We start from the raw sequence: 14,461 nt of genomic DNA on the forward strand, positions 1-14,461 counted from the left end.
GCGACTCAGAGATAGGAAAGGAACAGGCTGTCGAGCAACCGTGACCAGCCGGAGACCAGCACGAACAGGAGCAATTTGAGCGGTAGGGAGATGGTCATCGGCGAGACCATCTGCATGCCCAGCGCCAAGAGCAGGTTGGAGACGATCAGGTCGATCACGATAAACGGGATGTAGATCAGAAAGCCGATCTCGAACCCGGCCTGCAACTGCGACAACACAAACGCCGGGACCAGCAGGATCAGGTCCTCACGCTGGACCTCCCGGGCCATTTCGGCAGGCCACAGGCGCGCCGTATTTTCCAGCAGATGGGTCAGCACATCCGGGTTAACATTGCGCAGCATGAATGTACGCAGCGGTTGGATGGCCTCCCGGCCGGTCTGCTGCATGCTTTGCACACTGCTGAGGTCCAGCGGCGAAACCTTGACCACCTCCGCTATCTGGTAGCCGACAGGCGCCATGATAAACAGCGTCGCCGCCAGTGCGATGCCGTTGATGGCCATGCTCGGCGGCACCTGCTGCACGCCGATGGCGTTGCGGGTAATCATCAGCACGATCACGATCTTGAGAAACGCCGTGCACACGATCAGCAGCATGGGCATCAATGACAACGCGCCCAGAAACAGCGCCAGAACGAGAGGATCGATTCCTTGCAAGCTCATCGGGAAAAATTCACACGAGACATCTGCAACCCGAGGCGCCCGTCCACCTCCACCAACTGCCCGAGGCCAATGGCTCTGTCACCGTAGTAGAGACCGGCCATGCCCGGTGCAAAACCACTGATGCCCAGCACCGAACCTGGCGCAAGGTTGCGCAGTTCGCCGAGGGTGAGATTCAGCGTTCCACAACGCACATTCAACGCCATGCTCAACTCATCGAATGGCTCGTGGCCAAATACATCCACCACGGGTTCATCCGCTTCAGGCCCGGCCACGCCAGGTACTGCAAAGTCCTCATCCACACCCACGTCCTCGATAGAAGTAACAGTAAGCCGCAACGGCCCGGCGTCATCGTCAATGCAACCGCGCAGTTGCTGCCTGCCGACCTGCAGATGGCCGGGCCCCTGCGCTTGAAAAAATGCTTGTTCGAACACCAGCACATCGCCGGCCTGCAGGCCGCGCACCTGTGCAAAGGGCAGTTGCACACGTCCGACGGTCACGGCGATCGCCAGTTGAAACGCTGCCGGCAGCGGTGCCGCAATGCCCCGCCAGGGGCCGGCCGCGCACAACGAGAGGAAACTCTGTGGCGTCAGCCACATATAGGCATCCACACGGGAGGCTCCCAATGTCACCACCAGACGACAGCCAAAGCCCTCAGGGCGGGCGGACTCGCTCAAGCGAACGTCGCCCAGCAGCCTGCTGATCTGCGGGCTCAAGTGATGTTGGAACAAGGCCCAGAACCACGAATCCGGGTCATTGCCGGACGGGGCCAACGTCACCGGGCACTCGCCCAGCAGGCTGAGTACCGGCCCCGGCTGGGCGAATGCCAGTACCCCGCAAACCGTTTCAAAACACAGCGATGGGGCACTGACGGGCGCAGGCCCAGGCTCCATCCGCAGCTCACCACGGGCTCCGGCCACCTCGAATGGCAAGCTCAAGCCACGCCCCAGTCGGCGTCGCGCGGCAACGGTGTCCCCCGGGATCTGCGGCAGCACCAGACGCGAGAGCATCACGCCGGGCGAGCATCAGGCAAATGCAGGCTGACCGGCGAGCCCAGTGCCCCCGCCATACGCTCCTGGCACTGTTGCCGCACGCCGCAGAGCCAGCGCGACGTCGCCTCATGCTCTGCCTCCAATTCAATGCCCCAGACGTTCTGCTCTCGCCGCACGCTGGCGTTGATCCGCCCCAGGCGCGGCATGTACAACGTCGCCTGCAACGGCCATTGCGCCGCACCCAACACCTGGGGTGCCAGTTGCTCGGCAAGCGCGTCGATCATTGCGACAGCGGCCGGCATCCCCGTGCCCGACCGGGCAGCGCCATACCCTGTGTGCGCAGCGTCATCACCAAACAACTGGGCAAATAACCGTCCTTGCTCCCAAGGCACCACACCAGCCATTGCCTGGTCGCGGTCCTCGCGCGATTCACGCGGCCGTGGACGTTCGTATGGCTTGCTTGAAACCTGGGTCATATCGGCTCCTGAGCCAACAAATTGGATAATTCCTGAAGTTTTTCCACCTGGCGCAGGCACGCGGTGACCTGCTTCTGGGCGGCACTGACGTGGATTTGTTTTTCTTCCTGCTGTCCCTGCAACGCGTACAGTTGCCCCTGCTCGTGACGGGTGCTGGCGCTCAGGGCCTGCTCTTGTACGGCCCAGGATTTCAGCGCCTGAAAACTCAGCACCTGGCCCTGATGCCGGCCGAGCAGCTCGGCACTTCGCTGAGCCTCCTCCTGCCGGGTCTGCTCGAGACGTTCCTCGGCCTGGCGGATATGCACAAGCAGAGTCTGCTGGGCACGTTTTGCCTCACTCAGGGCACGCTCGGCACGGTCTGCCCGGTGCCGACGCAGGCGACGCAGGGTCTCGATCTCACCCAGCAATCCGTTAGAAAGGGACATGGCCGGTCAGCTCCTTAAGTTGTTCCAGCGTGGTCATCATCGGTGTGGGTTCGCGCAGATCCTGGCGCAGAAAACTGTCGACCGCCTGGCGACTGTCCACCGCCAGGTCGGTGAGAATGTCGCTGCCGGCCTGGTACTCTCCCAGCTTGAGCATCAACTCGATCTGCTGATACGCCGACAACAGGCGCCGCAACGCCGTGCCGGCGCGAATATCCTCGGGGTCGGCGACGTTGCTCAAGATCCGTGAAAGGCTGGCCAGCACATCCACCGCCGGGTAGTGCCCGCGCTCAGCGAGTTTGCGCGACAGCACGATGTGGCCATCAAGCAGCGAGCGAACCTCGTCTGCCACCGGATCACTCATCGAGTCCTGTTCGATCAGCACCGTATAGATCGCGGTAATCACGCCCTCGTTTGTCAGCCCGGCGCGCTCGACCAGGCGCGGCAACAGGCTGTAGACCGAAGGCGGCAAGCCGCCGCGGCCCAACGGCTCGCCGGCGGCCAGGCCGATTTCACGCTGGGCCCTGGCAAAACGCGTCAGCGAGTCGATCAGCAACAGCACCCGCTGGCCCTTGCTGCGGAAACCTTCGGCCAATGCCGTCGCCGTGAATGCCGCACGGGCACGTTCCATGCTGGAGCGGTCCGAAGTGGCACACACCAGCACCGCCTTGGCGCGCAACTGCTCATCCAGTTCATGATCGAGGAACTCGCGCAGTTCCCGGCCCCGCTCGCCGATCAGGCCGAACACAATCACATCGCACTCCACGTTCCGCGCGATCTCGGCCAGCAGCGTGGTCTTGCCGCAACCGGCCCCGGCGAACAAGCCGACGCGCTGCCCCTCGCCCAGGGTCAACAGGCCATCGATGGAGCGCACGCCGGTGGCCAGCGCCCGGTTGATGCGCGGCCGCTCCGTAGGTAGCGGTGCCTCGCACAATACGGCGCTGGTGTCCGGGCTATCGGACTCGACAAAAGCACTCGGCCCTTCCCCTGCGATCGGGCGTCCGAAGCCGTCCAGCACCTGGCCCAGCAACGCCTCGCTGACCTGCACCCGATGCGACACCCCGAGGCGCTCCACGCTGGCGCCCACGCGCACGCCTTCCAGGTTGCCCAATGCACTGAGCACCGCATCCTGCTGATCGAAACCGATGATTTCGGCCAGCATGTAATCGCCGGCCTTTTTTTCCACCTGGCACAGGTCGCCGATGCATGAATGGGGCAACCGGCATTGCAGCAACATGCCATTGACGCGTTGAATACGACCCCGCATCGTCACCGGCGCAAAGCCGGCCAGCGCTTGTGCCTGGCGCTGCTGCCAGGCGTCCAGCCGCGCTTGCAGATCCGCACTCACCAACGCACCTCGTAACGCTGCGCGCCATCGAACACCACCTTGTTGTTATCGATCAAGACCAGGCGCAGGCCTTCCACTTCATCACCGACAAACAGCCGGCTACCCTCCTCCAGCACCACATGACCGTTCGACCCGCCGACGATCTGCACAATCTTGAATGGCAACGAGTTATCGTGCAGGCGCACGCGGCTGATCACGGGCACGCTGCTGTCGAACATCTCGCCGTAGCGATCGAGCATGCGCGTCACCAGGTCCATGTCCTCCTGTGACACATCCCCGCTGAGCGCGACCTGGTCATTGATCACTTGCACGGTGACCCGCTGGCCCAGTTCGCGCTCGTTGAGCATCTTCAGCAACTGCTTGCGCACGTCGAACGGCGAAGCGAGTTCGTCCTTCTGCACCGCGGGCGGCATCAAGGAGGCTTGAGCGTCTTTCTCTCCCGTGGAGACCAGGCCCACGAGCATAATGATGACTGCCCCCACCAGCGCCAGGCTGATCAAGCGCTTTTGCTGCACGTTTGAGATGGCGGATAACTTCAGCCCCCGCGCCGGTTCAACCGGCAGTGGCGCAGGTTCAACCGGCACCGCAGAGGACGCGCCAGGCCAGGGCTGATCAGCCAGGCTGACACACAATCGAGTGGAGCCCACCGAAAACGGCACTCCCAGCGCAAGGCTCGTGATCTGCGCCAGCACCTGCCCATCGTGCCCGTGCAGCAACCCCGCCTCGGCCTGCACCGACCAGTTCTGACCGGTCAGCCGCAACCGTGCGTGGTGCTCGGCAACCCCCGGGTCATCGAGTACCAGATCGGCGTCCGCGTGAGCACCGATGCTCCATTGTTCACCAAACAACGGCAGTGCCGCCCCTTGATGCAAACCGTCCAGGACACGCAGTTCGAACATCATCGAGCGCCTCTCTCTGCCCGTAGCAACAGCCTGTTCATGCCACGGCTCCGCGCATCAACTCTTCCTGCCCAAGGTCAAAGCGCCCCAGCACTTTGACTTTGGAGGTGCTGCCAAGCTCGGCAAAGGACAGCACCGGCACATGGTTGAATTCATCGATCAGCAAGGTCCGCAGCGGACTGCGCAGGTCTTGAGCCACCAGCATCACGCTGCGGGTTTTGGCGCGTACGCTGAATGCCTGGTTGAGCAGGTTGACCAGCGCCGTGCTGTGATCGTTTTCAAGGGCGAAGAACACACCGCTCTGGGTCTGGCGCAGCGCTTCGCGCAGGATATTTTCCGTCTGCGGCGACAGCAGCCAGGCATGCAGGCCATCGGCCTCGCTGTACTGGTGAAAGATCTGCGATTTGAGGGCGATACGCGCGTAATCGGCCAAAGCCTCGGGTTCACGCTCATGCTGCCCGTAATCGATCAATGACTCGACGATCAGCCGCACGGCACGCAGCGGAACGCCTTCGCTGGCCAGGCGCTGCAGTACCGACGAAAACCGCGAAAGCGGCATGATGCGTTGCAGTTCCTGCACCAGTTCTGGCTGGTTCTGCTCCAGCCAACTGAGAATCGACTTGCTCTCCTGAATGCCCAGGAACCGCGGCCCGCTGAGCATCATCGCGCGCGTCATGCGCTCGACGATCAATTGCTGGGCAGTGAACCGTTCGAGGTCGGGATCTTCCAGCAAAGGGTCATCCGGCGCGAGCCACAGCCAATCCTGCTCGTCGCGCTCGATGCGTCCGCGCTCACCCTGCTCAGGGGGCTGTGCAAACGCCGCATACTCGACAGCGATGCGGTCGCTCAGGGTCGCCACCATCACCGGAACTTCATGCACGCAAAAACGCATCTCATCGACTGCCAACGTGTCGCTGAACTCGGCGTCGAACGGTGGCAATGTCAGACCGATATTGGCCACCAGCGCATTCCTGGCCTGGCGGACTTTCCTGACGATGTCCAGGATCTCAGGCGTGTCGTAAAATACCGGATTGAACTGCAGCAAGTACGGCCGCGACGGGTCGAAGCCGCGCACGTCCTCATCGCCGTTCTCTTCCGGGCGAACCGGCTGCTGCGGTTCGGTTCGCGGCGCCTGCTCGCGCTGACGCTGGCGCATCAGGTAATAACCCAGGCCGCCGGTCTTTAGCGCGATCAGGATAAAGACCAGGGTCGGCATGCCAGGCACGATCGCAAATGCAAGCATGCCAACCGAGGCAATCACCCAACTCTTGGGCTCGCTGGTCATTTGCCGGGCAATTTCGGCGCCCATGTTACTGACCCCTTTGCGGCCATCCGGCGCTACGCGGGTGATGATCATGCCGGCCGTGAGCGAAATCAGCAGCGCGGGGATCTGCGCAATCAGGCCGTCACCGATGGTCAGCACGGAGTACAGCGAGATGGACTCTGCCGCGCTCAAGCCGTGCTGGAACATGCCGGTCGAGAAACCACCCAGCAGGTTGACCACTACGATGATCAGGCCTGCAATGGCATCGCCTTTGACGAATTTCATGGCGCCATCCATCGCGCCGAACAATTGGCTTTCGCGAGACAGCTGCTCGCGCTTGTCCCGCGCCTGCGTACCGTCGATCAGCCCGGCACGCAGGTCACTGTCGATGGACATCTGCTTGCCGGGCATTGCGTCCAGGCTGAAACGTGCCGACACCTCGGCCACACGCTCGGAGCCCTTGGTAATTACCAGAAAGTTCACCAGCGTCAGGATCAGGAAGATCACCATGCCCACCGCCAGGTTGCCCCCAACCACGAAATTACCGAAGGCCTCGACGATTTCACCGGCATCCTGTTCCAGCAGGATCAGGCGCGTGGTGGCAATCGACAGCGCCAGGCGGAACATGGTGGTCAGCAACAAAATCGACGGAAACGACGAAAACGCCAACGGCCCCGGCAGGTACAGGGCCAGTACGATCAACAGGCACGAGATGCAGATATTCACCGCAATGAGGATGTCCACCAGCCAAGTGGGCAGTGGCACGATAAAGATAAACACAATGGCCATGACCACCACGGCGCCCAGCACTTCGGCGCGCTGCGCAACCTTGAGCAGCAGCCCATTGATGCTCGACAGCGCAGTCACAGGCCCCTCCTCTGAGCAACCGGCCCCCCAGGCCCCCGCTCGACCCGGACACACTCATCCATCACCAACAAAAAGTTGTGCAGCGCGTCTCGGCGCGTCTGGCCGTCCAGCCAAATACCCAGGGGTATCTGTTGAATCACTGGGTACAGCGCATTGAGGGAGACCAGCGGGCTAGGCCGGCCAGGGGCCAACAGATCATCCGCCAGGCGCTGCACTTCAGAGGCCGCAACGCCCGTACCGGCATAGCCCAGCAGGCGCTGCAACAGGCTCACCGCATCCTGCTCAAGGTTCAGGCGCCGGATCAACGACTCGCAGTTGGACAACACGCCGCTCAGCTGTGAGCAGCTTTGCAGCCCCCGCAGCAACGAGCGCAACAAAGCGGTAGGCACCGACGGCACGTGAGCCGCGATGTCGTCCGACAAGGCGCCCCGCATGACCTTCAGGCCTTGCGAAAACCGTTCGGCACCGTACACGCGCAACAGCTCTTTCATCATCGTCGCCAGGGACTGACGAGTGACCACGCTGGCGTAATAGAGGTCGCGCACCGCCTGGCGTTCTTGCGGGTCGGCACCCGCGGCCTGCAAGGTCATGGCGATGTTCAGGCCGGCCTGGATTTCCCGTTTAAAGCGAATATTGAGCCTGGCAAGGGCATCCTGGGCCAACCTTGCCTCGTCTTTGTCCCTTGCGGCCTGCGCCTGGGCCATTACCTGGTGGAGCACCACAAACGTTCGCGCTGGATCGTTGCCGGTGATTTCCAGCAGTGTGTCGATACTTGGCTCGCGCATCAGATAGTGCCGCACCATGCGGGTGATCGCGGCAAGCTTCGCCTGAGCCGGGTGGCCCAACTGGTCGTAAAGCTGCGCCAGTTGCTCGATAGGCATAACGCTCTCACCCACCGCCTGCCGCTTCGGCACGTTGTTAAACATCAGGTCCTGATTGAAGGCAAGCTCATCGACACCCGGACTCCTCGTCTGCACCTGGGCGGCATCGACGTTGGGCGGATCCTGTTGCAGGACTTTTTGTACATCGCTGGGCGATTCAACTTTCATAAACAGATCAGGATTGGAAGAGTGTTTCCCTATGTGGCAAACCGTCTCCAAACAGTTCCATCAAAATCATCGACGCAGGCTTTTTGAAAAAGCCTGCACAACACCATCAAGGATATTTGCAAACTCTTGCGCAAACACACCTCGCACAAAGATATATATCCTTATAAATCATATATTTATGTAGTTTTTTAGTTTGGCACAGCCAGTGCTAAAGGGGTTCTCGTCGAAACCATTTCGGCAGCGTCTACCCTGAGGAAAAACAACATGAATATCCCAATTGAAGCTCTGGCTCACCTCGTTGGCAGCTCGCCTCAATTCATGCTCCAACTGACAGACGACCAGCAAAAGAAACTTCGGCGCTTCATTCACAAGCGTGTGCTCAACCCGGAAGATGCAGACGACATTCTGCAACTGACCTACCTGGAAGCCTGGCGCAACCGCGAGCGTTTCAGCGGCAACGCCACCCTCAGTACCTGGATGTGCGGCATTGCGCAAAACCTGATCCGCAATCACTTCAGGCGCCTGTACGCCAAGCCCGTGCATTGCGAGTTTGACGAGGCGCTCTGGCATGGACACGAAGACAATCACAACCTGGATTGGGAATTTGAGATCAACCGTCGCCTGGAGAAAACCTTGAGCGCCATCGACCACCTGCCGGCCGAGATGCGCAAGACGCTGTACGCGTCACTGGAAACCGACGGCAGCTACCAGGACACCGCCGACGTGCTGGATATTCCGATCGGCACAGTACGCTCACGCCTGTCGCGCGCCCGCGAACAACTCAAGCGTGTCACCCACAGCCCGATGCCCCGGTAAGCCAGACCCCGCGTTGGGCAGCAGGGATATCTGCCCAACCGAGTCGCACACCGGAAAATCGACGCAAAGCCCATGGGGGAACACCGACAGTGGCACGCCACTCGTCGCCGTTTCAGCCGATTTTGCTTAAACAGTTGAAAGCGCAGATAAAAATTCAAAATAAATACTTGACGCATTAGCGTTCTGAGCGAATAATGCGCGCCACTTGGCTACATAGCTCAGTTGGTTAGAGCATAGCATTCATAATGCTGGGGTCCGGGGTTCAAGTCCCTGTGTAGCCACCAAGTACTAAAAACGGCTTACCGAAAGGTAGGCCGTTTTTTTATGCCTGCAAGAAAGTGCAGCGCACATGCGCACAAAAAAAACCACCATCTGTACGGCGACGCTCCCCTGGCCCACTGCTAGTGTCCAACCTCCCCACACGGAGTGCCTCCCCGATGAAACTGGATATCTACCAAGTCGACGCGTTCAGCTCCCACGTCTTCGGCGGTAATCCCGCAGCGGTCTGCCCACTGACCGAATGGCTGCCCAACGAACAACTGCATAACATCGCCGCCGAGAACAACCTCTCGGAGACCGCGTTTTTTGTACCGCGCGGCGAGGTCTATGAGTTGCGCTGGTTTACCCCGCAAGTCGAAGTGGACCTGTGCGGCCATGCCACGTTGGCCGCCGCCTGGGTGTTGATCCACAAACTGGCCAGTGCACCTGAGGTGCTGCGCTTTGCCACGCGCAGCGGCGAGCTTCGCGTGACGCGCAACGGCGACGAGCTGGCGATGGACTTTCCGGCCAAGCAGCCCCAGCCGTGCGAGCCTCCAGCAGGGATGTTGAGCGCGCTAGGCATCGAACACGCCGAGGTGTTCAGCACCGATGACTACATCGTGCTGGTGGACGATGAAGCCCAGGTCGCCGCACTGACCCCGGATTTCGCCAGCCTCAAGGGCTTGCCCAAACGCGGCATCGCGGTGACCGCCAAAAGCGCACGGTTCGACTTTATCTCGCGCTGGTTCGGACCGAACGTGGGCGTCAATGAAGACCCGGTCACCGGCTCCGCCCATACATCGCTGACGCCGTTCTGGGCCGAACGCCTGGGCAAGTCGGTGTTGACCGCCGAGCAAGGCGGCACACGCCGTGGCCAGTTGCGCTGCGAGCTCAAGGGCGAGCGCGTGATCATCTCCGGCAGCGCAGTGCTTTACCTGCAAGGCACGATTTACCTGTAAAAAGCACTCCCCCAAGGACAATAGATCATTCTCAAAATGAACGGAGTTCAACGCGTGCTTTCGATTTCCCGCCGGCAGTTGTCGGTCATGGTGGCAGGCCTCGCACTGGCGGCCTGCCATACCCCGGCCACCGATCAACCACCGGCACCGGAGCTGGGCTCGGGCTACCGTACCGACCTCGCCACCCGCCATGCCGAGCGCCATATGGCAGCGGCCGCCAACCCACTGGCCGCCGAAGCCGGGCGCCAGATGTTGCGCCAGGGCGGTTCGGCAATTGATGCGGCGATTGCGATGCAAGCCGTGTTGACCTTGGTGGAACCGCAGTCGTCGGGCATCGGCGGCGGTGCGTTCATCATGCTGCGGGATGGCAAGAACGTGCGCGCCTACGACGGCCGCGAAACCGCACCGGCCGGGGCGAGGGAGCGTTTGTTCCTGCGCCCCGACGGTACGCCGATGGGGTTTGCCGAGGCGCAGATCGGCGGGCGTTCGGTCGGCACGCCGGGGGTGCTGCGTGCGCTGGAACGGGCACACAAAGACAGCGGGCATTTGCCCTGGGCCACGCTGTTCGAACCGGCGATCCGCCTGTCGGAAGAGGGTTTCGCGATTTCCCCGCGCCTGCACGCGCTGATTGCCGCCGACCGTTATATCCCCCAGTCCCCCGACATGGCGGCTTACTTCTTGAATGCCGATGGCACGCCAAAGGCCACCGGCACACGCTTGAAAAATCCGGCGCTGGCCGCCGTATTCAAACGCATCGCCAACGAAGGGCCAGACGCGTTGTATCACGGGCCGATTGCCGCTGAAATTGCCCGCAAGGTGCAAGGCCATCGCAACGCGGGAAGCCTGTCCCAGGCTGACCTCAAGGGCTACTCCGCCAAGGAACGTACGCCACTGTGTACCGACTACAAACAGTGGAGAGTCTGCGGCATGCCGCCACCGTCGTCGGGCGGGATTGCCATCGCGCAAATCCTGGGCACGCTGCAAGCCCTGGAAAGCCGCGACCCGCCACTGGCAATCGCATCGATGAAACCGCTGAAGAGCACTTCCCCCGCTGGCCTGGAACCTGTGCCTGAAGCCGTGCACCTGCTCGCCGAAGCGGGCCGCCTGGCCTTCGCCGATCGCGGGCTGTACGTGGCCGATGCGGATTTCGTCCCCGTGCCGGTCGCCGGTCTCGTCGCCCCGGACTACCTGGCCAGGCGCGCCGCGCTGATCGGTGAGCGCAGCATGGGCATCGCCAAGCCGGGCCAGCCTGCGGGCATCCAGGTGGCGTACGCACCGGACCGCTCGCCATTGCGCATTTCCACGTCGCAAGTGGTGGCGGTGGATGACCGCGGCGGCGCCGTGTCGATGACCACCACCGTCGAGGCGGCATTCGGTTCGCACCTGATGGTCCAGGGTTTTTTGCTCAACAACCAGATGACCGATTTCTCGTTCATCCCCGAAGAACACGGCCAGCCAGTCGCCAACCGCGTCGAACCAGGCAAACGCCCGCGCTCGGCGATGGCCCCGACGTTGGTGTTCGACCGCAACAGCGGCGAGTTGCTGGCCGCGGTGGGTTCACCGGGCGGCTCGCAGATCATCGAGTACGTGAGCAAGTCCCTGGTGGCCATGCTCGACTGGAAACTCGACCCACAAGCCGCCATCAACCTGCCCAACTTCGGCAGTCGCAACGGCGCCACCGAGTTGGAAGCTGGCTTGTTCAGCCCGGCGTTGAAACAGGCGTTGAAGGACAAAGATCACACGCTGAATGAAATCGACATGACCAGCGGCATCCAGGCCATCGTGCGCACGCGGGATGCCCAGGGCAAGGTGTCATTGAGCGGCGGCGCCGACCCGCGGCGTGAAGGCCAAGCCCTGGGCGACTGAACATTCAATCGACGGAGAGCACCCCATGCAGCAAGCAGACAATCTCGGCGCCCTGCCCGGCGTCGATCACGGTTTTTGTACGATCAACGACCCACTGCGCCCGGATGACGTGTTCATCTGCAAGCAGGTGCACAGTGCAACGGTGATTGAGTGGGAGGCGGATCAGCAGAGCAACACGGTTCCGGCCGACGGGGTGTTCACCGGCGAGCGGCAACCGATCGCGGTGATCACCGCCGACTGCCTGCCGATTCTCATCGCCGCAAAAAACGCCGCAAGAGTGGCGGCGGTACATGGCGGCTGGAAGGGGCTGCAAGCGGGAATCATCGCCAATGCCGTGCAGCGCTTTGCCGAGGAAGGGATTGCCGCCGAGCAGTTGCTGGTGGCAATCGGGCCGTCGATCAAACCGTGCTGCTATGAAGTGAGCGAAGGGTTTATCGGGCAGCTCCAGGCTGATCAGGGACACCTGTGGTCGGACGCTCCGGCGCCGTGGAGCGTTGTGCAACCTGCGCCGCTGCTGCCAGCGCAAATTGCGCCGCCCCAGGCGCAACAAACGGGCAGCGCCTGGTTCGACCTCAGCGGGTACGGCGTGATGCTGTTGCAAGCAGCGGGCATTCGGCGCGAGCAGATCGAAGTCAGCGCGGTGTGCACCTACTGCACCTCGCCAGCGTTTGCCAGCTATCGGCGCAGGACGCACCACCCGGACGAGCCCAAGACCCTACTGTATTCGTGGATTGCTCGTAGAGCGATCAGCGACTGATCTTCAACCCCCTGCGCCCCACATGCCGCTCCAACGCCAACTCAATCAACCGGCTCACCAACTCGCTGTAACTCATCCCCGTCGCCTGCCACAGCTTGGGGTACATGCTGATGCGGGTGAAGCCGGGCAGTGAGTTGATTTCGTTGATCAGCACTTCGCCGTCGTCAGTCAGGAACACGTCGACGCGCGCCAGGCCGGAGCAGCCCAAGACTTCAAATGCCTCCAGGGCCAGGCGGCGAATGCGTTCGCTGGCCTCGGCGCTGATCGCCGCCGGCACTACGACCTGAGCGGCCTGGGCGTCGATGTATTTGCTGTCGTAGGAATAGAAACCACTGCTCACCACGATTTCACCGCAACCGCTGGCGATGGGATCGTCGTTGCCCAGCACGGCGCATTCGATTTCGCGCCCCCGCACCGCAGACTCCACCAACACTTTTTCATCAAAACCCAACGCCAGCTCAACGGCGGCGTGGTACTCGGCTTCGTCAGCGACTTTGCTCACGCCGATCGACGAGCCCTGGTTGGCCGGCTTGACGAACATCGGCAGGCCGAGCTTGCTCACGACCGCGTCAAAGCTTGTGCGGGCCGCGTTGCGCCGGGTCAGGGTGATGAACGGTGTGACGGCAATCCCGGCATCGCGCAGCAGGCGTTTGCTGATGTCCTTGTCCATGCACACCGCCGAGCCGAGCACGTCGGAGCCGACGAAAGGCAGGTCGGCCATACGCAGCAAGCCTTGCAGGCAGCCGTCTTCACCCAGGCTGCCGTGGACAATCGGGAATATCACATCGACATGAGCCAGCAGATCGCCGCCGGAGGTTTCCACCAGTTGTTGGCTGGCTTTGCCTGGCACCACCGCCAGCTCGCGGTTGGACTGGTTGAGCGCGATCAGCGCTGGGTCTTCCCCGTTGATCAGGAAGTTCGAGGTGTCGTTGAGGTGCCAGTGACCGGCCTTGTCGATGCCGATCAGCACCGGCTCGAAGCGCGTGCGGTCGAGGGCATCGACGATATTGCGCGCCGACTGCAGCGAGACCTCGTGCTCGGCCGAACGCCCACCAAAAATAATTCCTACACGCAGCTTGCTCATGACTCGGCCTCACGGTTGAAAGTAAGGCTTCTTACCACGGGCCGTCAGCGATTCGCTACCAGATGCGCGCCGAACAACAGGTAGCAACTGCCGGCAAAACGGTCCAGCCACTTGCGCGAACGGCTGTACAGGTTGGCCATACGCTGGCTGGAAAACACCAGAGCGACGCAGGAATACCAACTGAAGGACAAGGTGGCCATGGTCATCACCGCCAGGGTCAACAGCATCGGCGACGGCGAAGGTGGCATGGTGGAAGCGAAAATGGTGGCGACAAACAGCGCGGCCTTGGGATTGGACAGGTTACCCAGCAAACCCAGGCGCCACGCGCAGAACAACGAGCGCCGCGGCTCATCCGCCAGCAAGCTCTGCGCCATGGTCGGCGCCGAGCGCTTGAACAGTTTCAGCCCAAGGTAGATGAGGTAGCAACCGCCGATAATCTTGAAGGCCAGGTACAGCATCGGTGCGGCGGTAAACAGCGACTTGATCCCCAGGCCACCAGCCAGCCCCCACATGATGGTGCCCGTGGCCACACCGGCCGATGCCACCACGCCATGGCGGCGCGAGCAACTGGCGGCCAACTGCGCGGCATTGAAGAAGTTGGGGCCTGGTGTCACCACGGCCACGGTCCACAACAGCGCCAGTGAGACCAGCGGTGCCGCATAGGCGGGGTTGAAAACGTCCATGGGAGGCAACTCCATCAGCGCAGGGTACGAACGGCGATCATAGACCTCGCCGTCACCCTGCACAA

Annotated in this window: 14 protein-coding genes and 1 tRNA gene; 5 read left to right on the top strand and 10 right to left on the bottom strand. The window is 62.0% G+C overall.

Features of this window, described 5'->3' with window-relative positions:
* Positions 1 to 5: 5 nt before the first annotated feature.
* The 8 genes from sctR to sctW are packed head-to-tail and all read right to left on the bottom strand — an operon-like array spanning position 6 to position 7,973.
* Positions 6 to 659 carry a type III secretion system export apparatus subunit SctR gene (gene sctR / locus IB241_RS07390; RefSeq protein ID WP_192297800.1) on the bottom strand — a complete coding sequence of 218 codons (654 nt, stop codon included), beginning with the start codon at positions 657 to 659 and terminating at the stop codon, positions 6 to 8.
* Positions 656 to 1,666, bottom strand: a complete 1,011-nt coding sequence (locus tag IB241_RS07395; RefSeq protein WP_225595298.1) for a FliM/FliN family flagellar motor switch protein — start codon at positions 1,664 to 1,666, stop codon at positions 656 to 658. Before IB241_RS07395 ends, sctR begins: the two co-directional genes overlap by 4 nt.
* A complete protein-coding gene (locus IB241_RS07400; protein ID WP_192297802.1) occupies positions 1,666 to 2,124 on the bottom strand; it encodes a type III secretion system HrpP C-terminal domain-containing protein in 459 nt (152 codons plus the stop codon). The genes IB241_RS07395 and IB241_RS07400 overlap by 1 nt, the downstream gene beginning before the upstream one ends.
* Positions 2,121 to 2,549 (bottom strand): type III secretion system stalk subunit SctO, encoded by a 429-nt coding sequence (gene sctO, locus IB241_RS07405; RefSeq protein WP_192297803.1) that lies wholly within the window; start codon positions 2,547 to 2,549, stop codon positions 2,121 to 2,123. Before sctO ends, IB241_RS07400 begins: the two co-directional genes overlap by 4 nt.
* Positions 2,536 to 3,894: a FliI/YscN family ATPase gene (locus IB241_RS07410; RefSeq protein WP_192297804.1), complete on the bottom strand. Its 1,359-nt coding sequence runs from the start codon at positions 3,892 to 3,894 to the stop codon at positions 2,536 to 2,538. The genes sctO and IB241_RS07410 overlap by 14 nt, the downstream gene beginning before the upstream one ends.
* A complete protein-coding gene (locus IB241_RS07415) occupies positions 3,891 to 4,793 on the bottom strand; it encodes an FHA domain-containing protein (RefSeq protein WP_192297805.1) in 903 nt (300 codons plus the stop codon). Before IB241_RS07415 ends, IB241_RS07410 begins: the two co-directional genes overlap by 4 nt.
* A gap of 37 nt (positions 4,794 to 4,830) precedes the next feature.
* The gene (gene sctV / locus IB241_RS07420; protein ID WP_192297806.1) at positions 4,831 to 6,924 is read right to left on the bottom strand and encodes a type III secretion system export apparatus subunit SctV; all 2,094 of its coding nucleotides are present in this window, start codon (positions 6,922 to 6,924) and stop codon (positions 4,831 to 4,833) included.
* Positions 6,921 to 7,973: a type III secretion system gatekeeper subunit SctW gene (gene sctW / locus IB241_RS07425; RefSeq protein ID WP_192297844.1), complete on the bottom strand. Its 1,053-nt coding sequence runs from the start codon at positions 7,971 to 7,973 to the stop codon at positions 6,921 to 6,923. The genes sctV and sctW overlap by 4 nt, the downstream gene beginning before the upstream one ends.
* Before the next feature lie 264 nt (positions 7,974 to 8,237).
* On the opposite strand from sctW, the gene IB241_RS07430 reads away from it, so the two are divergent.
* The 5 genes from IB241_RS07430 (at position 8,238) to IB241_RS07450 (ending at position 12,629) form a co-directional block, all read left to right on the top strand.
* A complete protein-coding gene (locus IB241_RS07430) occupies positions 8,238 to 8,789 on the top strand; it encodes an RNA polymerase sigma factor (RefSeq protein WP_192297807.1) in 552 nt (183 codons plus the stop codon).
* A 207-nt stretch (positions 8,790 to 8,996) separates the two neighbouring features.
* Positions 8,997 to 9,073 (top strand) — tRNA-Met (locus IB241_RS07435).
* 153 nt (positions 9,074 to 9,226) lie between these two features.
* The gene (locus tag IB241_RS07440) at positions 9,227 to 10,006 is read left to right on the top strand and encodes a PhzF family phenazine biosynthesis protein (RefSeq protein WP_192297808.1); all 780 of its coding nucleotides are present in this window, start codon (positions 9,227 to 9,229) and stop codon (positions 10,004 to 10,006) included.
* A gap of 54 nt (positions 10,007 to 10,060) precedes the next feature.
* The gene (locus tag IB241_RS07445) at positions 10,061 to 11,872 is read left to right on the top strand and encodes a gamma-glutamyltransferase family protein (protein WP_412547862.1); all 1,812 of its coding nucleotides are present in this window, start codon (positions 10,061 to 10,063) and stop codon (positions 11,870 to 11,872) included.
* A 25-nt stretch (positions 11,873 to 11,897) separates the two neighbouring features.
* On the top strand, positions 11,898 to 12,629 hold the full coding sequence (locus IB241_RS07450) for a polyphenol oxidase family protein (protein ID WP_192297810.1): 732 nt from the start codon (positions 11,898 to 11,900) through the stop codon (positions 12,627 to 12,629).
* Here IB241_RS07450 and ddlA read toward each other — a convergent pair.
* Together ddlA and IB241_RS07460 are read right to left on the bottom strand one after the other, a co-directional pair.
* A complete protein-coding gene (ddlA, locus tag IB241_RS07455; protein WP_192297811.1) occupies positions 12,619 to 13,713 on the bottom strand; it encodes a D-alanine--D-alanine ligase in 1,095 nt (364 codons plus the stop codon). The genes IB241_RS07450 and ddlA overlap by 11 nt on opposite strands.
* Before the next feature lie 44 nt (positions 13,714 to 13,757).
* On the bottom strand, positions 13,758 to 14,396 hold the full coding sequence (locus tag IB241_RS07460) for a LysE family transporter (RefSeq protein ID WP_192297812.1): 639 nt from the start codon (positions 14,394 to 14,396) through the stop codon (positions 13,758 to 13,760).
* Positions 14,397 to 14,461 lie beyond the last annotated feature (65 nt).

The organism is Pseudomonas sp. PDM05 (assembly GCF_014851685.1).
GTDB lineage: Bacteria > Pseudomonadota > Gammaproteobacteria > Pseudomonadales > Pseudomonadaceae > Aquipseudomonas.